This window comes from Sphingobium sp. Z007 (assembly GCF_900013425.1).
Classification (GTDB): Bacteria; Pseudomonadota; Alphaproteobacteria; order Sphingomonadales; family Sphingomonadaceae; genus Sphingobium.
In genome coordinates this window covers 427166-447454 of the sequence record NZ_FBXK01000001.1, presented here as the reverse complement: position 1 = coordinate 447454, position 20289 = coordinate 427166, and the positions used below count along the sequence as shown (strand labels likewise).

Sequence of the window (20289 nt, the reverse complement as noted above, 5' to 3'; positions counted from 1 at the left end):
CTCTCCAACTAAGCTAACCATGTCTCTCACGCAATGGCATTCTTCTGTCGGTGCGGGCGAGCTGCGCCAACGTAGTCCGAATTGCTGAGCTTGCTCAACGAAAGTGTTGTCAAAACAACAGCGCCTAGTTTGTTGCCGCAGCCCTATTGACCAACAAGTGCAACTAAGCCAACTAGCTGAAACCCGCGAAACTGATACGCGGTCAGCTAAGGGGAGGATGATATGAAATCCTGTTTTACACTTCGCCATGCGCTCACGCGATCGGTTTCAGGAGCTGCGCTGACGGCTATGCTGTGGGCCGCTCCGGCTATCGCGCAGGGCCCCGTCGCAAAAAGCAGCAGTGGCCTGGAGGACATTGTCGTCACTGCGCGCAAGGTCGCTGAAAATCTGCAGGACATTCCCGTCGCCGTCACCGTACAGACCGGCGATGCGCTCAGGCAGCAGTCGGCAGTCCAGGTGCCCGATATCGCGCGACTGACCCCCGGCATCACCTTCACGCAGGCCTCCTCCAATGGTTCTGCATCCAACATTACGATTCGCGGCCAGGTCCAGACCGATGTACTCGCTACGCTCGATCCGTCTGTCGGTGTCTATGTCGACGGTTTCTATTGGGCGCGCGCCTACGGCCTGAACGCCAATCTTCTCGACGTCCAGAGCGCGCAAGTGTTGCGCGGTCCGCAAGGCACGCTGTTTGGCCGTAACACCACGGGCGGCGCTTTGCTGATCCAGAGCAATGACCCCAATTATGATGGCGTGTCTGGTATGATGTCGGCGACCTATGGCCGCTTCAACGAACGCAACGCGGACGCCGTGCTGAACCTGCCGATCGTCGCCGACAAGGCCGCCCTTCGCGCAGGCTTTACCGTCAACAAGCGGGACGGTTTCATCAAGAACGAGATTAGCGGCCGCGATCTGGCGGAGCGTGACAGCTATACCGGACGGGTAAAGCTGCGCCTGGACCCCACCGACAATTTCCAGCTCATCTTTTCGGGCGAATTTTACGGGATGAAGAATTACGACCGTCCCTATGAACTGTTGTATGTCGCGCCGACTTCGCCTGCTAATATCGAGGCGGCGCTGGAAGCCAATCCGGCCAACGCAGCTTTGCTGGCCGTTCCGGGCGGCGTTGGGCAGTTGGTGGGTATTGGTAGCGGTCTTTATTCCAACTATATCGCCAACTATACCGGCACGGACAGATCTCGTCTGAACGACGGCGATCCGCGCGTGGACGTCAAGACCCAGACTTATGTAATGACCGCCAATCTCGACACATTTTGGGGGGCGCTCAAATTCATAGGCGGCTATCGTACGATCAAGTCGTTCGCGCCCCTCGATCTTGACGGATCGCCCTATTCGATCGTCAAGACGACCGGCAAGCAGGATTTGCAATCCTATTCCGGCGAGTTGCAGGCTACCGGGACGGCGATGGACGACAAGATCGATTTCGCGGGCGGCTTCTTTGCCTTCAACGAAACCGGCCGGGACGAGTCGACGTCGATTGCGCTGCCGGCACTGACACGCGTTTCCGCTGGCGGATTGTTGCCGCAGACCTATTATATCGGCGACATCACCAATCGGTCGATGGGCATGTATGTGCAGAGCACCTTTCATTTCACCGATGCGTTGTCGGCAACCGGCGGCGTCCGCTATTCGGTGGAGGACAAGAATATCGTGTCCTTCAACGCCACTCGCAATGCGGATACGGATACGCTGCTGTCGTGCCTGATCGCCACGGCCGAGCCGGGGACATGCCGGGCGCAGTCCAAGTCGGGTTTCGATGGCATCTCCTATACGCTGGGCCTGAACTATCAGATCAATCCCGATGTGCTGGTCTATATCAAGACCAGCAAGGGCTTCCGGTCGGGCGGACAGAATCTGCGTGCGGCAGGTTCGACGACCGGCGGCGCCTTTGCCCCCTTTGGACCGGAAGTGGCGCGCGAGCATGAAGCGGGCGTGAAGGCCGAGATGTTCGGCCGAAGGGTTCGTTTCAACTTGGCCGCCTTCTACAATGAAGTGAAGGACATCCAGCGCACGACCCTGTTGGTCAGTGCCGACGGCAGTTCGACCTCCACTGTCGTCAGCAATGCAGGCAAGGCACGTTTCTATGGCGGTGAAGCCGAATTGACGGCCCGTTTGTTCGAAGGCCTTACCCTGTCGGGCACGGCGGCGCTGTCCAATGCGAAATATCTGGAATTTGCCGACGCCAGCGGTGACCGCCGCGACGAGGTGTTCCAGAACGTCCCCGAATGGACGTTCAGCATCGCGGGCGACTATGAAAAGTCGATCGGGTCCAGCACCGTCCGCGCCCATCTGGACTATGCCTGGCAGGACGATACCGCGCTGTATTCCTACCGCACCCTCCAGACCGGCAACGCGCTGGACGACAGCATCACCAATGCCATTGCCAAGGCGCTGACCCGTCCGGCCGGTGGCGAACTGAACGGCCGCGTCGGTGTGTCCTTCGCCGACGAGACGATCGAGGTCGCGCTGTTTGGCCGCAACATCCTGAACCGTCGCGTCGACGTGGCGGGCCTGTTGTTCGGCGCGCCGCTGTTCGCGGCGATGGGCAAGCGTAACGACCCGGCTACCTATGGCGTCACCGCGACGTTCAAGTTCGGCGGCTTCTGAACCAGGCTGCCGACGCTTCTATCCCCGAAGCGTCGGCAGAATGTTGGCCTAAGGTGACAAAGGCACCGCATCGCGCGGTTGAAAATGTCACCTTAAGTCATCTTAGTGCCTTTTGGCTGAGCAAGGGACAGGGCCAAGACAAGTGCCAGGGCCAGGAGACGAGGACTGGATGGAAGCGGGCGATTTCATCGGATAATATGAAGCAAATGAAATCCTACATTGGAAGCATTATTTCCAAGAACTGCCAGCGCCAGGCATCGACGCCCACATCATAGCATTCAGATCCCCCGTCGAGGGCCGACATAATGTCGGCCCTCTTTTTGGAGGATGGGCGTCCGCCGGTCGGCAGAGACCCGCCGACTTCAGGAAGGGAGTTCGTCGATTCCCATCACCATGCCGCTAATATAGGCGCCATGGTCGCTGAGGATATAAGCAGCCAGATGCCCCAGCGACGCGCGCGCAGCCTCCGTCGCCTGCGCGAACCCGTCCACGACATGGCTGGCGATCGCATTGGTCCTGATGCCATCGCGGCCCCATTCCACCGCCAGCGACTTGACCAGATTGTCGAGGGCGCCATGGGCGCTCAGTTGCGCCGTGCGGCCCGCAGCGATGCGGGGCGACGGCAGCAGGAACAGGATGGCACCGCGATCATGCGCGGCGATACGGCTGCGCGCAAAGGCGGCGGCATGCAGGAAACGCCCGTCAATGTCGGCGGAAAACCCATCCCGCCAGACATCGAGCGACACAGTTGCCGCGTCCGCCACGCCGAGCGGCGCACCGCCGTGGACAAGCAAGTCAACGGGTTGTCCCTGCCGGGCTTCCGCATCGCAAAAGGCGGCCGCGATTGTTTCTCCATCGACGGAAGGCGCGGTGATCCGGCTGATCCTGGCACCAAGCGCCGCCAACGCCGTCGCGACATGATCGACCGCGTCGCCGACCCCGGCGACCATCGCATGACGCCCTTCAAGCAAGGTGGGCAATGTCGTCATGGCGCTACTCCCCAGATGGATTCGCGTTCGCGTGGTGGCACGAAGGCAGGACTCATCAACTGACGGCGCAATCGGTCGCCGCCGTCGATGACCAAGGTTTCACCCGTCACCCCGGATGCGTAAGACGAACAGAGAAAGGCCGAAACCCAGCCAAATTCGCGGATGCGCCCGACCCGGCCCAGCGGGAACATGGTGCCAAGGCGTGCGACGGCTTCGGCATCGTCCGCCGCATTGGAGCGTTCGTGCGGAAAGAAGCCCGCCGCCACGCAATTGACGCGGATGCCATGCGGTTTCCAGTCGGCGGCATGGCCGGTGGTCATGGTGACGATCGCCGCCTTGGCCGCCGCCGAATGGGCGTCGCCGGGGAAACCGGACCAGACATATTGCGCCGAATTGTTCACGATCGCGCCGCCACCGCCCGCCGCGATGCGGCGGCGGGCAAATTCGGTCGAGACGAAGAAGGTGCCGTCGATGGCGATGCGGGTGATAGAGCGCCATTGGCCCGGCGACATGGCTTCAGCCAACACCGGATAATTGCCACCGGCATTGTTGGCGAGTAGCGTCACTGGACCCAATTCCCGTTCGGCCATGTCGAAGGCGGATGCGATCGCTTCGGGATTGCGCACGTCGCCCTGGATGCCCAGCGCGACGATGCTCAGATCGGTCAAGGTGGCCACGCCCTTTTCGAGCGTTTCGGCGGTCCGGCCCAGCAGCGCGACCTTTGCCCCGCCCTGCCCGAATGCCGTCGCCATCGCCAGGCCCATGCCCGATCCGCCACCAGTCACGACCACCGTTTGACCGACGAAGCAATCGGCAGGAAAGGGCGGCGATTCGAACGGCGGCGGTTCGACCACGATATGATGTGCAGGGATGTTCACGCTATCCGCCTCCTCATGATTATGCCTTCATCGCTAACTAGGTATGATAGCACTATCTCAGTGAACGAGGCTTCGCTATAGCGGTCGATGAAAATGACAGATGGCCAGTTAATGGCCAGACTTCAGGAGAAGGCGGCGGATGCGAGGCAAATCGACAGCAGCGATCATCGGCGCATTGTGGATCGCCGAGATCACCGGATCGTTCGAAACCGCCATGATCTATGCCGCACAACGCGCGCTGACCGATGATCTGGGCGACCCGGTGCGGGTAGGCTGGCTCATCACATCCTATCTCGTGATCGGCGCCGGGGCGGCCGCGCTGGCGGGGCGGCTGGGCGATATTTTCGGGCGACGCCGCCTGATGCTGGGCATGTTGACGATCGCCTTCGTCGGATCGTTGGTCAGCACCTTTTCGGTCAATTATCCGATGCTGCTGGCGGGCCGATGCCTCCAGGGGCTGACCGGGGCCATCCTGCCGCTGTGCGTGGGCCTTGTGCGTGAAAACCTGTCGCCCAAGCAGGTGCCTATGGGCATCGGCCTGATGATATCGGGCGCATCGGCGGGCACCGCCTGCGGACTGGTGATCGGGGGAATGATCGTCGATCATTATTCCTGGCATGGCGTGTTTTTTGCCAGTGCGCTGTTCGCCGCAATCGCCTTTATCGCGATTTATTGCGCGCTGCCTTCGTCGCCGCGCGCCAGGATGGATGGCCGCCTGGACTGGATCGGGGGTATATTGTTCGTGCCCGCCATTTTCGCGCTGTTGCTGGCGATCACCAGTGGTCCCAAATGGGGCCTGTTCGATGGGCGCACCGCGATCACCGTAGCGCTCGGCCTGGCGCTGATGGCCTTGTGGATACGAGCGAGCCTGCGCACGGCCAATCCACTGTTCGATGTCCGCCTGTTCGCCAATCGTCAGGTGTTCATCGCCAATGCGGTGACCGCGCTGGTGGCGATGAGCACGCTCCAGATCACCCTCGTCTTTTCGCTGTTGTTGCAGGCGCCGACCTGGACCCAGATCGGCCTGGGCGCGACCGCGACGCTGGCGGGCCTGGCGAAGCTGCCGTCCAATATCAGTTCGCTGGCGGCCGGGCCGCTCAGCGGCTGGATGACGTCGCGCGGAGGCGGGCGAACGACGATGATAACCGGCGGGCTGCTGACCACTTCGGGCTGGCTGCTCGCCATGTTCTACAATGACAGCATCCTGGTCATCACGCTGATCCTGATCCTCATATCCTTCGGCGCGACGATGCAGTTCGCGGTCGGCCCGACCATATTGGCCGGGGCGGTGCCGCCAGAACGCACCAGCGAGGCGGCCGGCATGATGACGGTGATGCGCCAGGCCTTCCTGGGCATCGGCGCGCAGATGGTATCGGTGCTGCTGGCGACCAGTACGGTGATGACGCCGGGCGGCGGCGCGAGTTACCCCACCACCGGCGCTTTTTTCCTGACCATGGGGGTGATCGTGTCGCTGTGCATCGTCGCGACCTTGCTGGCCTTCGCCCTGCCGCGCAACGCCGGGGTGGCGGCGGATTGACGCAGGGCGGGCGGATCATCCCACGCTGGGATAACCGCCGCCGCCAAAGGCCGCATCGACCGCCGCACGATCGACAAAGCCATGGGCATTACGGGGCAGCGTGTCGACGAAGTCTATGATCTTGGGCTTTTTGTAGGACGCCATGCGATCGCGGCAATGGTCGATCAGTGTCGTCGCATCGACCGTTACGCCGTCCCTGGCAATGACGACCGCCTTTACATTCTGGTCCCATTTGGGATCCGGCACGCCGATGACGCACACATCGGCGACGGCGGGATGCTGGCGCAGGCACGCTTCCACTTCGGCAGGATAGACATTTTCGATGCCGGTTTTGATCATCGTCGTCTTGGGGCCGACGAAGACCAGGCTGCCATCCTCCAGCCGCTTGCCAAGGTCATTGGTGCGATGCCAGCCATTGACGACGCGGCGGGCATTTTCTTCCGGCCGGTTCCAATAGCCGCACATGACGATCGGGCCGCGCGCGAAGATTTCGCCGGTCTGGCCGCGTGGCACTTCATGCCCGTCTTCATCGCCGATCTTGAACGCGACGAAGGGCACCGCGCGCCCCGCGCCCTGCCCCCCCATCCACAACACCGACGTCAGGCCGCCAATCTCGGTCTGGCCATAGCCGCCCATCTTTTCAATCGCCGGCGCGTCGGCCGGCATGATCATGGGAATTTTCCAATCCGACATTTGGTTGTCGGCAAACAGGCTGGTCACGTCATACGCGCCATCCTTGTTCACTTCACGCATCTGCACCACGGTGGGTTGGGGCACGAAGGCGTGGGTGAGTTTTTCCGCCTCGATCATGCGCAGCAGATTTTCCGCCTCGACGCGGGGGACGAAGGCATTGCGCCCGCCCGCCAGGAATGTGCCCAGCGTGCCCATGAGAACGCCGACATGGAACATCGGGCCAGACACGAGATAGCCCGAATGTTCGTCGATCTTTTGCGACTGGAGCGCGAGCCAGGCCATGATGAGCAGCGATTCATGGCTGAGCAGCGCGGCGCCGGGCCGCCCGGAAAAGGCGGCGGTATAGATGGCAAGCAGGGGCGTGCCGGTGTCGACCGGCGCAAATTCGTTTTCGGGATCGGCGGCGGCGAGCAGCGCTTCATAGCTGTCCTCTCCATCGCAGCCGTCATGGCAGATCCAGTGGCTGTCAGGCTTCCACCCGTCGCGCGCCTGGCGGTTGCCGGTACCGATTTCCTCATGCTGCCAGAAGGTGACCTTGGGATCGAAATCGTCCAGCATGGCGGCGATTTCCGGCACGGACGCGCGCCAGTTGGCCGGGCAGAAGATGGCGCCGACACGCGCGGAGGCCAGCAGCGCCTCCATCACGCGCATACTATTCTGGCCCAGCCAGAGGACGCGGTCGCCATGGCCCACGCCGCGCGCGCGCAGGACGCCGGCGAGGCGGTTCACCCGCTCGTCAAACTGCGCGTAGGTGAAGCGATGGTCCCCATCGATCGCGGCGATCATATGCGGGCGGCTGCGCGCCTGTTCATGCAGCAGGTCGCCAAGGCCATAATGGTGGACGGCGATATAGGGGTCGAGATCAGCGTGGTTCGTCATCGGCTCCGGTCCAGAAAATCGAGCAGCGGCGCGTTGAAGGCGTCGTTCGCATCCCCCGCGACCATATGGTCCGCCTGTTCGATGTTGATGAATTCGCTATGGGGCATGGCGCGCCGGAAGGCGGCGACCCCGTCCATGCTGACGATGCGGCTCATGCCGCCGCGGATCAGCAGGGTGGGCACGCGCACCTTCGTCGCTGCGTGGGTGAAGCGGGCTTCGCGCGCGGCCGGGTCCAGCCCCTTGAGATCGCCCAGCATCGCGGGATCCCAATGCCAATGCAGGCGGCCATCGTCGCGACGCCGCAGATTTTTCATCAGACCTGCGCTGCTGGATGGTCGAGTGCGATGGGGCAGATAGGCGGCGACGGCATCGGCGGCGGCCTCCACGGTCGCAAAGCCGTCCGCATTTCCGGTCATGAAGGCGCGAATTTCCTGCGCTCCTTCCATTTCGATCTGGGGCACGACATCGACCAGCACCAGGCCGCGTGCAATCGGAGCAGGGCTTTCGCCGGTGGCCAGAAGGGAAGCGAGGCCGCCCAGCGATGCGCCGACCAGCGCCGGCACGTCGGGCAGCGTGGCGACGACGGCGCGAATGTCGGCAACATGCGCGTCGATGCGATAGTCGCCGTCGGGCGCCCAGTCGCTATCGCCATGGCCGCGCAGGTCGAGCGTGATCGCGCGAAAGCCGCGTGCCGCCGCCTCATCGACCGCGCGCCCCCAGCTATGCCGGGTCTGGCCGCCGCCGTGGAGGAAGAGGACGCTGGCGCCGTTGGCCGGCCCCGCCACATCCGCCGCCAGGGCAACGCCGCCAAATCCGTCGAACCGGATCAAAGGACGAGGCGCGGTCCCAGCGCGCCGCCGGGACAGGGATCGGTATTGATCCGCGCCGCAAGCGCGACCGGCAGACGGTCGAAGGGCATGGCGCGATCGAGCCGGCTGGTGACATAGAGGGTGTCGCCCTGCGTTTCGATCAGCCATTCGCGGCCGTCATAATGCGCGCCGCCCCGGTGCCGCCCCTCGATCGCGAAGGCGGGGCCAAGCGGAATCCAGCGGCGCAGGTCGATACCCGCAGTACCGTCCAGCACATCATAGGCAGCGCCCGAAGCCCAGACGATCTTGCCCTGGAACAGGGTCTTGGCGTCATGGCCCGCATTGCGGATGGCGTCGAGCACGATCGGCGTCACCACCGCGACGATCGCCACGTCGAACCGGCGGATCGTCGCTTCGGACCGCGCGCCGTCCCAGCTGTTCGCTTCCGAATTGCACACGGTCACGCCGCGTTCCTGCAACGCGCGTTCGAACGCGGAGAGGAAATAGGCGTCGGCCTGCGTCCCCAGGATCAGCGCGAAGCGACCGCGTAAATCCCAGTCGCTCGCCAATATGCGGCGAAAGAAGGACGTGGTCCGGCTGACTTCCCGTTCGCTGATCGGCAGCAGGCGGGTGGTGCCATTATCGTTAAATTGCGCAATTGCGCTGGGGCGGATCATAGACATGGTGGCGCTCATGACTTCGTTACCCTCGGAATTTTCTGGGGTGGGCCAAGCTTCAGCAGTTCCTCCGCCGGCACCAGCTCGATGGCGGACGGCACGCCCAGCATGTCCGTCACCTTGCTGGCGATCCGCGCGGCGAGCGCATCGGGGCTGTCGGTCAACCCGTCATAGCCCACCCGCAGGCGCAGCACGTCCATCTGCGCCTGGGGCCGGATGATCTGGAACAGGGCGGACTTGGTTTCGGGGAACAGTTCGACGATCGCCTGGATGTCGCGCGGCAGGACAGGCATGCCTTGGATGAAGGTCTGGTCGCCCGCACGGCCCAGCGTCCAGAAACGCAGATGGGTGCGACCGCAGCTGCACGGCGAGCGATCGAACTTCACCAGGTCGGCGGTGCGGAAACGGACCAGCGGCGCCCATGGATCGGTCAGCGCGGTCACGACCAATTCGCCCATTTCGCCATCGGGTACGGGATTGCCGTCCGGGTCGAGATTTTCGACCAGCGCCAGGTCTTCCCACGCATGGAAACCGTTATGCGCGCGACATTCCATCGCCCCGGTCACATCGCCCAGCGAGGTATAATCGAAAATCTCGATGCCCCAATCCTTAGCGAGTTTCTGGAAACGCGGACTCATGGGTTCGCCGCCGAACACCCCGCCCTTTACGGAACGGAAGACGTCGCGCGGATCCTTGTCGCTGGCCTCGAAATATTTTTCCAGCCCGATCATCATCGGGGTGGAGAGCATGTAGAGGATGGTCGGGCGATAGGTTTCGATCGCGTCGATCATCTGCGGCAGCATGGCGGGGTCGTGCGGCGACAATATGGGGGTGAAGCCCGCCTCGTTCAGGAAGGAGGTGCGGCTGATGCCGCTGCGGAACGTGAACATCATATAGGTGACATAGTCGCCGCCGCGCGCGCCGATCTGCCAAAATTCGCGCAGGACTTCCGCTTCGGTGGGGCTGCCCTTGCCATTGGGGACCGGCGTGGGATCGCCTGTGGTGCCCGACGTGAAGCCGATATGGGGAATGTCGCGATAATCGGCGACGCGCAGCCCGCCGCACGGATCATCGTTGCGGTCGCGATAGTCGCGGATCATATCCTTGTCGATGAACGGTGCCTTGGCCCGAAAATCGGCGAGCGACGTGATGTCCGAAGGCTTGACCCCGGCAGCGTCCCAGATTTCGCGGATGAGGCCGTTGCCGTCATAGATATATTGCAGCATCGAGAGCAGGCGCAATTCCTGGAGCCGGTCCAGTTCGGGGCGCGGGAGCGTTTCGATCTGCGGATCGAAATAGCGAAGATCGTCGGGCAAAGGGCCATGCGCGGTTGCGGGGCGGGTCATTTCTTCGGTCTCGCTCATACGGCCTCCACCGGCTTGAATATGGGTAGCATCCAGCCATCGTCGATCGGGTTCCAGTCGACCTGGACCTTTTGCCCGATGCGGACATCGTCAGCGTCGATACCGCCCAGATTGGATACGAGCCGCGCATCGTCAGTGCCGTCCAGGCTGACGACCACGGGGACGTAGACATAATCCTCCCCCGTGGCGGGATTTTTCGAGCATATGGCGTAGCTGAAGATCGTGCCGGTGCCCGGCAGGTCGGGCCAGGCTTTCTGCGTCGATTGGCATTTGGGGCAATAGGGCGATGGTGGCATACGGAAATGCCCGCAATCGCCGCACTGACAGGCGGTCAGGCGCTTTTCCTTCGCCGCTTCCCAAAAGGCTTCGGTATCGGGATTGGTCGTGATCTTGATGCCTTCGCCCGGAAGGACGCGCGCGGGTCCGTAGCTCATCAGGCTCTCCTCAGTACGAGACCGGAAACGGGGAGCGACGCAGGGCCGCCGGTCACAAGGGCAAATTCGCAATCCTCGACCTGGTTGACGGTCGTGCCGCGCACCTGCTCCACGCCCTCGACGATGTGGGTCATGCCGATGATATAGGCTTCGTTGAGATTGCCGCCGTGGGTGTTGACCGGCACGCCGCCATTCACACCCTTGCCGGTCGCCTTGTCATAGCGGATTTTGCCGGACAAGACATAATCGCTGCCCTCCCCCTTTTCGCAAAAGCCATAATCTTCCAACTGCATCAGCACCATCGACGAAAAATGGTCGTAGATCAGCGCGACATCCATGTCCCTGGCGGTCAGGCCGGTCTGGTCCCAGATGCGATCCGCGACGAATTTATGGCCCGACGATGCGAAATCGGGATCAGGCATCCCCATCCACGCGAAGGCCCGTCCCCATTCGCGCGTGCCGCCATGGGCGACGCCATGGACGACGGCAGGCTTGTGACGGCAATCCTTCGCCCGGTCCATGGTCGTGGTGATGACCGCGACGGCGCCGTCGGTTTCCAGGCAGAAATCGAGCCGCCGCAGCGGGTCCGCCAACATGGGCGAGTTCCAATATTCTTCGTCCGAGAGCGGCTTGCGCCGGATCGCCTTGGGTCGGTCCACCGCATTGTCGCGGGTCGCCTGGACGATTTCCTTGAACGCTTCGGGATCGGTGCCGTAGAGATGCATGTGACGGCGCGCCAGCACGCTCATCAGATGGCCGGGACCGACCAGGCCGGAGGGTTGCAGGAAACTATTTTCCGGGTTGGGCGCGGACGCGCCGAACACGACGCCCAGCCGGTGCTGGGGCAATTGCTGCAACGCCATCAACGTGACCGTATAGGTGCAATCCTGGTTCATAAGGCCCGCAGTCGCAAGGCCGATCGCACCGGGGCAGCCGCCGCCGCCGCTGGTCAGCGTGGCGGAAAAGCCGACATAGGGGATGCCCAGCGTCTCCATCAGGGTGGCGGTATCGAACTTGTCGAGATAACCCGCGCCTGCGCCGGAATAATAAGCGATGCCGTCGATCTGGTTGACGGATATGCCCGCATCCTCGCACGCTTTCAAAATGGCTTCGCCGGCCATGTCGTTGATGGTGCGAGGCCAGCTTTTGCCACGGACATAATAGTCCGTCGCGCCAATCCCGACGATCGCGCATTTATCCTGATTTACCCAGGTCATCCCGTTCCTGCTCTTTCGATGCCAGTTCCCGATCAGGGCATGTGCCCATCCGGGTTCCGTCCTGCCTGATGAATCACGGGCAGCGATTATTGTCCTGACCTTGTGCCTAAATGGGTACCTCTTGTCACCCCAAAAAATGCCTACCCATAAAACCTAGTGATATATGTACTAGGGCACACCGATCAGCTGAAATGCAGGCGGCGATATTTGCCGCGGAAATAGAGGAGCGGGTCGCGATGCGGTTCGAACTGCACCCGCTGGACCCGGCCGATCAGAATCTTGTGATCGCCCGCATCATGCACCGTGTCGCGGGCACATTCGAAACTGGCGAGCGAATGGCGGATCACCGGCACCCCGCTGTCCCAGATTTCACAATCGGTCTGGCCGAAGCGATCCTCCGTCCGGCTGGCGAAGCGGCCCGACACCGGCTGCTGCCCGATATGGAGCACATTGACCACGAAATGGGGGGCAGCAAGAAAGGCGGGCAGACTGCCGGCGCCATTGGCAAGACACACCAGCAGCAGCGGCGGATCGAGCGATACCGACGTGAACGAATTGGCGGTCAAACCGACGGGATTGCCATCGCGGTCGAGCGTTGTGACGACGGTCACGCCGGTGGCGAAGCAGCCCAGCGCATCGCGCAAGGTGCGGGAATCGGACCCCGCGACATATTGCGGCGGCGACAGGGGAATCCGGCGTTCCAGAAAATCGAGCAGCAGGGCGTTGAAGGCGTCGGACTGGTCCACCGCGACCAGATGCCCCGCATCGCCGACCTCGACCGCTTCGACATCGGCTATGCAGGCCGCCAGTTCAGCGATCGATTCCTGCGTACTGAGAAGGCTGCGTTCACCCCGGACGACCAGCGTAGGCACCTTAAGCCGGCGCGCGGCTTCGATCAGCCGATCCTCGACCGCGGGCAGGTCGAAACTGTCCAACATACGCGGATCCCAATGACCCCCATTGGCCGTCGCCACGCGCCGCAATGCATCGCCCATCCGGCTCGATCGGACCGGGTCCATCCGGGGCGGAGAATCCACCAGAACGAGGCCGGTCGCCAGCGGCGTTTCGCTTTCGCCCAGCACTGCCGTGGCGATCCAGCCGCCAAGGGACGCGGCGACGATCACAGGCCTGGCGCGCAAGGTCGCCAGCACGGCCCGGATGTCGCCGATATAGGCATCGAGATCATAGCGCCCATCGCCGGGCCATTCGCTTGCGCCATGGCCCCGCAGGTCCAGGCTGATGACATAGCGACCCGCTTGGGCCAGGGCCAAGGCAGCGGCGTGCCATACGGCGTGCGTCTGGCCGCCGCCATGCAGCAACAATATGCCAGGATCATCGTCCCGACCATAGCTTTGCGCGGCAAGACGCACGCCGCCAAAGCCGATATAGTCAAGTTGCGCCATCATCCTTTTCCCCTGTTTTCGCCGGGTCGGTGCTGCCGTCCTGCTGCGTTGCCGCCTTGTCCTCGGCGATCCAGCTTTCCACCTGCTGTCCCCGCCGCTTGCCGATCAACATGGCGATGTCGCTGTCGCCCGACAAAATGGCGTCGCAATAGCTGCGTTGCAGCGACAGCCAGCGCTGGCGCCGTTGCGGCGACCGGCGATAGAAGCGATATTCCCTCTCCAGCAGGCCGAACGTGTAGCTGATGCCGATGAACAGCGTGAGCACGGGATCGCCGCTCATATTCGCGATCAGTTGGGAAAAGGCGATTTCGGCGTCCAGCGTTTCACGCTGGCTTTCGCCCCGCGCTTCCCGTTCGTCGATCGCGGCGCGGAACGCGGTCAGTTCGGCGATCAACCGGGGGTCGGTGCATTTGGCCGCTTCTGCGCCTGCGGTAGGATAGATGAGCATACTCGCCCGGTTCATCTGGTCGAGCGTCGCGGACTGGAGGCGCAGCCACAGGGCCGGAGACTGGACCACATGGCGCGCGCTGGGCCGGGTGGCGTAGAAGCCGCCATTGACGCCGCGCCGAACCGACAGAAGGCAGTCGCTTTCCACCACCTTGGCCGCCTGACGCAGGGTCGGGCGGCTGATGCTCATGCGTTCGAGCAGTTCGGCTTCGGAGCCGAGATAATCGCCGTCCTGCGCCTGGAGGCTGAACTGGGTCAATTGCCGAACGGTTCGCGAAACGACGGAGCCGCCCAGTCCCACCGCTTCATTCAAGTCAAGATCATTGGTCATTATGAGCATCCCGTCCTTGCCGGTCCCGTTGCGCATGTCGCAATCCGGCTGGGTAGGACGCTCATTACAAAAGCGAGGCGTTTCGACAAGCGGGAGGGTCGGCGGGACGCACCCGCCGACCCTGCCCCAAGCATCAGTTTCCGAAGCGATAGGTGATCGTACCGCCATAGGTCACCGGCTCACGATGCACGCCCGACACATAGCCGATGCCGCCGACATAGAGCGCCTGAACCACCTTGCGATTGTTCGTCAGGTTGCGACCGAACACTGCCAGTTCCAGCTTGTCGTCCATCAGCGAAAGTGCTGCCCGCGCGCTCAGCACGCCCTGTTTGGGCGAGGTCGTGGCGTCGATGATGTTCTGCGCGATGGTCTTGCCGGTATTGGGATCGATCGTCACGCCCTGCGGATCGCCCAGAAAGGGCGTGTAGGGTTGCAGATTGATCGCCGAGTTCCAGCTATAGTCGGTACGTATGTTGAACCGGCCGAAGTCGAATTCATGTTCGTAGCTGCCGGTCAGCGACCAGGTCCACTCCGGCACGCCTTCCACACGCTCCGTCAGGCGACTGCCGGTCAGGTTGGTGCGGCTGGGCAGTTCCTGATATTCTTTGTATTTCGCGTTGGTATAGGCGCCGGTGCCGCCGATCTGGAACCCGGCGGGCAACTGCATCACAAATTCGCCTTCCAGACCCCAGATGCGGATCTTGCCCGCATTGGTCAGAACCGTCTGGGTCGTGCCGTTGGGCAGACCGATCAGCGTGGTGCGCTGAATATCTTCCACGTTGGAATAATAGCCCGCGAGGTTCACACGCAAGCGACGGTCGAACAATTCGCTCTTGACGCCTGCTTCATGGGCGTAGGCGACTTCGGGGCGGAAGGGGATGGCAGTCGCGACCGAGTTGGCACGCAAATTCTGGCCGCCTGACCGGAAACCCTTGCTGGTCTTGAGATAGACAAGGACATCGTCACTCAGCTTGTAATCCAGGCTGGCGAGATAGGAAACGCCGTCAAATTCGTCACGGACCCGCAGGGCGCAGTCATTGGTTATGCTGGCGGTCGGTATCTGGCACACCGATATCCCCGTGGCGCGCGACATATTCTTGTTGCGGGTGGTCAACCCTTTGTCATCGACCGAATAGCGCAAACCGCCGGTAAAGGAGAGGCGATCATTGAAATGATAGGTCGCCTGCGCGTAGGTACCGATGCTGTCATTGTCCAATTGGCCGCTGAACAGCAAGGTGGTGGGATTGAACGAGGGCAGCGCGATCGACGAAGAGGTGTCAAAGCCCGATTCATGGAAATAGAAGGCGCCGCCGGCGAAATCGATGGCATCGTCGAGCGCCTGGCCCGTGATCTGCAATTCGCCTGAATATTGGGTCAGGGTCTGGTCGCCGGTGGTGGTGTGGATCGGCGCGGCCGAACCATCGAGATCCAGACGCGACGTCGTGCTAACCCTGCGCCAGCCGCCTACGAACTTGATCGCGCCGAAGAAGGTGTCGAGGTTGACCGTGCCGTTATAGGTCTGCGTCTTGACATAAGTCTGTGGCGAGGAACTGGGGAAGTTCGGATTTCCCGCTACGCCCTGCGACAATTCAGTCTCGCTGGCGCCCAGGTTGGTGTAATAATTGCGGAGATTACCGCCCGCCTGAAGCGCGCCGCTCGATCCGATCGCACCATAGCTGAAAGGATTGATTCCGGCCGGAACCGGAAGGCCCGCCGCGGTCAGCGTCGCGGCAGCTGCGGCCCCGGCAGACTGGAGCGCTGTATTGTTCGCGGCGGACGGCGCCGTCAATCCCGACGGAACGAGATACAGCATCTGACGACCCGAAGCGCTCACATCCTGCTTGAAATATTCGCCGGAGAACAGGAAGCTCAGATTGTCGGTCGCCTGATAGAGGATCTTCCCGCGCGCAGCCCAATTGTCCCGGTCATTATATTTGTCGCCCGTCACGCGATCCTTCATCCAACCATCGCGCAAGTTCCGCTGAACCGCTCCACGGATCGCCAACTTGTCATCGATCAGCGGAATGTTGATGATCACCGTGCCCACACGTTCGTTGAAGCGCCCATACGTCGCAGCGACGCTGCCGGAGATGCCGTCGAAATTGGGGTTATTGGTTTCGAACAGCATCGCGCCGCCGGTGGTGTTGCGCCCGAACAGCGTGCCTTGCGGGCCTTTGAGAACCTGAACGCTGCTCAGATCGAGCAAATCCTGGTTGAGACCATAGGCGCGCGACCAGTAGACGTCATCAACATAGGTGCCCACCGAAGGATCGAGCGTAGCGAGAATGTCGGTCTGAACCTGGCCACGCAGCGTGATCGAGATGGCCGTGGGGTTAGAGGGCGATTCACGAACGGTAAGGCTGGGCGTGGTGCGGGCGACGTCCGACACCTTGGTCGCACCCTGTTCAAGCAGCGATTCCGCGGTAAAAGCCGTGATCGCGACAGGCACGTCCTGAAGATTTTCCGCGACTTTCCGCGCGGTGACGACGATGTCTTCCAGACCGCCCTGGGTGCCGGATTGCGGCGTTTGTGCGAAGGCGGGCGTCACGGCCAGCGCACTGAATGCAGTGCCGAGCAAAAGGCCGGTCACAGCCCCCCGTACCGAGTTACGACGTGCGTGCATATCCGACAACCTCCCTGTTGTAAAAAAGAACCTCTAAAGAACCTCTTTGGGGTTCGTACAAGGCCCAATTACACAGCGGTCACCGCGAACGCAACTATATAGGCATCTCTTTTATCCAAAAAGGCTCCCAATGGTATTTTTCCCACATGAACTGGTCATCTTAGTTAACCTACTTATCATGTCAGACCACTCGCCCCTGCTCTGCGCTCATATCTGGGGTCGCCATGGCGCATTGGGGCGCATCGGGGCACATTGCTACATGCCCGCGCAAAGGACGCGGGAGGGAAGAGTCGCATCGGCCGCCGGATCGGGCAATGTGCGCTTTTCAGCCCCTTTGACGACAATATCATGTCAGCCACTTTTGCTTGCGCCTTGAGTCCAAAGAGTATTTCTGCGCCATGCGAGATCGCCTTGAATTTGGGGGCGTGAGCGTCGCCACGCCCATGATCGACATAGCTACGGAACGAATCGCACACTGCGACATGTTGGGCCGCGCAAATTCGCGCCGACCGGACGTACCGCGCATAGAAGGTGCAGCAACGGGATATAGCAAAAGAGGTATCTTTTTTTGCGAGACAGTCGTTCCGGCGCGGCGTATAAGGATGCGTGGCAGATGCAGGGACATCCCAGGCATGTGCACCCGTCCGACAGGAAGACCGCTGCGGCCGGGCCATGGCACAGCGTCGACAGGTACGCCGACCGTTGTTGCCGATGCTGGATACGAAGTACGATAATGTCAGGAACTCGGGCCTTTGGCGATGGCCCACGGGAAAGGAAAAATGCCCATGAAGCCCTTTATTTTCAGCGCCGACAGCCATGTGCGCGAACCCAACAGCCTGTTTCTCGATAACCTGCCCGCATCGCTGAAACAGCACGCGGTACACACCATCAAGGATGGCGACGCATTGGTTACGAAGACCGAGCACAAGACGATCTTCAAGCTGCGCCTGGCCAAAAACCCCGATTTCGGCGGCGCGACTCGATTGGGCATCCATGATCTTGGCGGACGCCTGATCGACATGGAAAAAGACGGGATCGATGCGGAAATCGCATTCCCCAGCCTTGGCCTGTGGCTCTATGCGATCGACGATGAAGACGCCGAACTGGCCCAGTGCGAAATCTACAACGACTGGAACAATGCGTATTTTTCCGGCCATCTCAACCGTTTCGTCCGGTGCGGCGTATTGCCCGTGCGGAACCTGAAATATGCTGAACAGGAATTGCGTCGGATCGCGACGCTGGGCTTCACTGCCGTGATGCTGCCATCCATCCCGATGACGGGCATCCCCAAATATAATGACGAGGCATGGGATCCGCTGTTCAGGTTGGCTGGCGATCTGGGCATCGTCTTCGTGCTCCATACCGGGACGGGGGCCGAAACTGTGGTCAACGAACGCGGTCCTGGCGCGGCCGTCATCAATTATAGTATGCAGATGAACGACGGCATCAACGCGATAATGTATATGGTGTCGGGTGGCCTGCTCGACCGCAATCCCAAGGCGCAGGTCGCAGTCATCGAATGTGGCGCGAGCTGGCTGGCGGCGATCGCCGAGCGTATGGACGAGGTCTATGTCGCACATGACATCTTCGTTCGCCCCAAGCTTTCGATGATGCCCTCGGAGATCATCAAGCGGCAGGTGACATGCTCGTTCCAGCATGACCGCGCCTGCATCATGTCACGTTCCGTTACGGGGACGCGCGCGCTGATGTGGGCGTCGGACTATCCGCACGCGGAAGGCACCTTCCCCCATTCGCAGTCGGTAATTGAGGGATTGTTCGCCGGTATCGACATTAGCGAGCAGGACAAGATCGACATATTGGGCGGCAATGCGGCGCGCCTGTTCCGGTTCAAGCATGAAATATTGAACCCCAATCCACAATTGATCGCCGCCTGAACCGGCACTCGACGTGAAAAAGGGGCTGTCATGCCGTGACGGCCCCTTTTTTTCTTGTCCCTGCCCGTCAAACATGGTTGCCTAGGTTATATATCTAATAATCAGAAGAGTGGCGTGGAATCAGCAGGTAGCAGTGCGTCCGCACCGACGACGGCGGACCAACCGGATTCCTACGCATGGTGGACATTGCCCCGCCGCCATTATGTGCTGTCCATCCTGTGCCTTGTTGGGATCGTCAATTTCGTGGATCGCCAGATATTGGCCATCCTGCTGGAACCGATCAAGACTGACCTGGGCGTCAGCGACACCGCCATGGGATTGCTTTCGGGGATCGCCTTTTCCGCCTTTTACGTGATTGCGGGCATCCCGATCGCGCGGATGGTCGACCGGGGCTCGCGGCGCAATGTGCTGGTGGGGTGCCTGACGGTATGGAGCCTGGCCACGGTATTGTGCGGCTTCGTGCAGAATTTCGTCCAGCTCGCCCTGGCCCGCATCGGCGTGGCATCGGGAGAGGCGGGCGGCGGCCCGGCCACCCAGTCGCTGCTGGCCGATCTCTATCCGGTATCGCAGCGTGCGACGGTGATCGGCATATGGCTGGCAGCCCAGGCGATCGGCATCGCGTTCGGGCTGTTCTTCGGTGGCTGGCTCAACACCGCATTTGATTGGCGCATAGCGTTCATCGTCGTCGGGCTGCCTGGATTGTTGCTGGCGGTGGGCATCCACCTGACCGTCAAGGATCCGCCACGCGGCATGGCCGATGCAGGCACCAGCTTCGCGCCGCCGGTCGAAACGCCGCCGTTCAGGGAAGCCTTCGCTTTCGCCTTTCGTTCGCCGCCGCTGCGCCTGTTGATGGTGGTCGCTATGTGCTGTTCCTTTGCGGGATATTCGATCCTGGGATGGGGTCCGACTTTTTATATCCGCGTCCATGGCATGACGACGATGCAGGTCGGCGGCATGATGGGGCTGGCCGTGGCGGGCGGCCTGTTCCTGGGCAATATCGGCGCCGGGCGGATCGCCGACCGGGTCGCCAAGGGGGATTTTGCCGTTTATATGCGCGTTGCGGGATGGGGGACGATGTTGGCAGCGCCCTTTGGCCTGCTGTTCCTTCTGGCACGCGATCCGATGATGTCGCTGTTCGGTCTGTTCATGTCCAAGCTGTTCATGACGTTCTGGATGCCGCCGACCTATGCGGTGGCGGTGGGCATGTCGCCGGTGCGCAACCGGGGGATGATTACAGCGCTGCTGACGCTGAGCACCACGGTGGTGGGCATCGGCCTTGGCCCGGTCTTCGTCGGAGTGATGAACGACCTGCTGGAACCGACTTTCGGCAAGGAAGCCATCCGCTATTCGCTGCTATTCGTACTGGGCGGGCTGGTGGCGTGCGGGCTGCTCTGCTTTGTTGCCGCCCGACTGGTGCGGCAGGAACTGGCCGGGCGCGCCGGCAGCGCCCAGTAGGACAGGGATGGCGGGCGCGGTCGCACGGAC

General features: G+C 61.9%; 15 protein-coding genes. 4 read left to right on the top strand and 11 right to left on the bottom strand.

Translation table 11 applies throughout. The features are described from left to right. Positions 1-222 precede the first annotated feature (222 nt). Complete coding sequence (locus CEQ44_RS02110; protein WP_088181922.1) at positions 223-2628, top strand: TonB-dependent receptor; 2406 nt, start codon at positions 223-225, stop codon at positions 2626-2628. Between the two features lie 362 nt (positions 2629-2990). On the opposite strand, the gene CEQ44_RS02105 is transcribed toward CEQ44_RS02110, so the two are convergent. Further along, complete coding sequence (locus CEQ44_RS02105; RefSeq protein WP_088181923.1) at positions 2991-3617, bottom strand: SDR family oxidoreductase; 627 nt, start codon at positions 3615-3617, stop codon at positions 2991-2993. Further along, the gene (locus CEQ44_RS02100; protein ID WP_088181924.1) at positions 3614-4495 is read right to left on the bottom strand and encodes an SDR family oxidoreductase; all 882 of its coding nucleotides are present in this window, start codon (positions 4493-4495) and stop codon (positions 3614-3616) included. Before CEQ44_RS02100 ends, CEQ44_RS02105 begins: the two co-directional genes overlap by 4 nt. A 139-nt stretch (positions 4496-4634) precedes the next feature. Between CEQ44_RS02100 and CEQ44_RS02095 the strand changes: the two genes are divergently transcribed. After that, on the top strand, positions 4635-6032 hold the full coding sequence (locus CEQ44_RS02095; RefSeq protein WP_088189849.1) for an MFS transporter: 1398 nt from the start codon (positions 4635-4637) through the stop codon (positions 6030-6032). A 15-nt stretch (positions 6033-6047) separates the two neighbouring features. On the opposite strand, the gene CEQ44_RS02090 is transcribed toward CEQ44_RS02095, so the two are convergent. The 9 genes from CEQ44_RS02090 to CEQ44_RS02050 form a co-directional block, all read right to left on the bottom strand. Then, a complete protein-coding gene (locus CEQ44_RS02090; protein WP_088189848.1) occupies positions 6048-7604 on the bottom strand; it encodes an AMP-binding protein in 1557 nt (518 codons plus the stop codon). Continuing rightward, entirely contained in the window at positions 7601-8434 is an 834-nt protein-coding gene (locus CEQ44_RS02085) for an alpha/beta fold hydrolase (RefSeq protein WP_254913625.1), read from the bottom strand. Before CEQ44_RS02085 ends, CEQ44_RS02090 begins: the two co-directional genes overlap by 4 nt. Continuing rightward, entirely contained in the window at positions 8431-9108 is a 678-nt protein-coding gene (locus CEQ44_RS24805) for a hypothetical protein (RefSeq protein WP_254913626.1), read from the bottom strand. Before CEQ44_RS24805 ends, CEQ44_RS02085 begins: the two co-directional genes overlap by 4 nt. Then, positions 9105-10454, bottom strand: a complete 1350-nt coding sequence (locus tag CEQ44_RS02075; protein WP_217895024.1) for a phenylacetate--CoA ligase family protein — start codon at positions 10452-10454, stop codon at positions 9105-9107. The genes CEQ44_RS24805 and CEQ44_RS02075 overlap by 4 nt, the downstream gene beginning before the upstream one ends. Continuing rightward, positions 10451-10888, bottom strand: a complete 438-nt coding sequence (locus CEQ44_RS02070; protein ID WP_088184553.1) for a Zn-ribbon domain-containing OB-fold protein — start codon at positions 10886-10888, stop codon at positions 10451-10453. The genes CEQ44_RS02075 and CEQ44_RS02070 overlap by 4 nt, the downstream gene beginning before the upstream one ends. Beyond that, a complete protein-coding gene (locus tag CEQ44_RS02065) occupies positions 10888-12105 on the bottom strand; it encodes a thiolase (RefSeq protein ID WP_088184552.1) in 1218 nt (405 codons plus the stop codon). The genes CEQ44_RS02070 and CEQ44_RS02065 overlap by 1 nt, the downstream gene beginning before the upstream one ends. A 182-nt stretch (positions 12106-12287) precedes the next feature. Next, positions 12288-13511, bottom strand: a complete 1224-nt coding sequence (locus CEQ44_RS02060) for an alpha/beta fold hydrolase (RefSeq protein WP_254913627.1) — start codon at positions 13509-13511, stop codon at positions 12288-12290. Then, entirely contained in the window at positions 13495-14286 is a 792-nt protein-coding gene (locus CEQ44_RS02055; RefSeq protein WP_176400354.1) for a FadR/GntR family transcriptional regulator, read from the bottom strand. Before CEQ44_RS02055 ends, CEQ44_RS02060 begins: the two co-directional genes overlap by 17 nt. 133 nt (positions 14287-14419) lie before the next feature. Next, entirely contained in the window at positions 14420-16909 is a 2490-nt protein-coding gene (locus tag CEQ44_RS02050; RefSeq protein ID WP_088184550.1) for a TonB-dependent receptor, read from the bottom strand. 785 nt (positions 16910-17694) lie between these two features. Here CEQ44_RS02050 and CEQ44_RS02045 point away from each other — a divergent pair. Both CEQ44_RS02045 and CEQ44_RS02040 read left to right on the top strand, forming a co-directional pair. Further along, positions 17695-18804, top strand: a complete 1110-nt coding sequence (locus tag CEQ44_RS02045) for an amidohydrolase family protein (protein ID WP_176400352.1) — start codon at positions 17695-17697, stop codon at positions 18802-18804. Positions 18805-18918: 114 nt separating this feature from the next. After that, complete coding sequence (locus CEQ44_RS02040; protein WP_176400351.1) at positions 18919-20259, top strand: MFS transporter; 1341 nt, start codon at positions 18919-18921, stop codon at positions 20257-20259. Positions 20260-20289 lie beyond the last annotated feature (30 nt).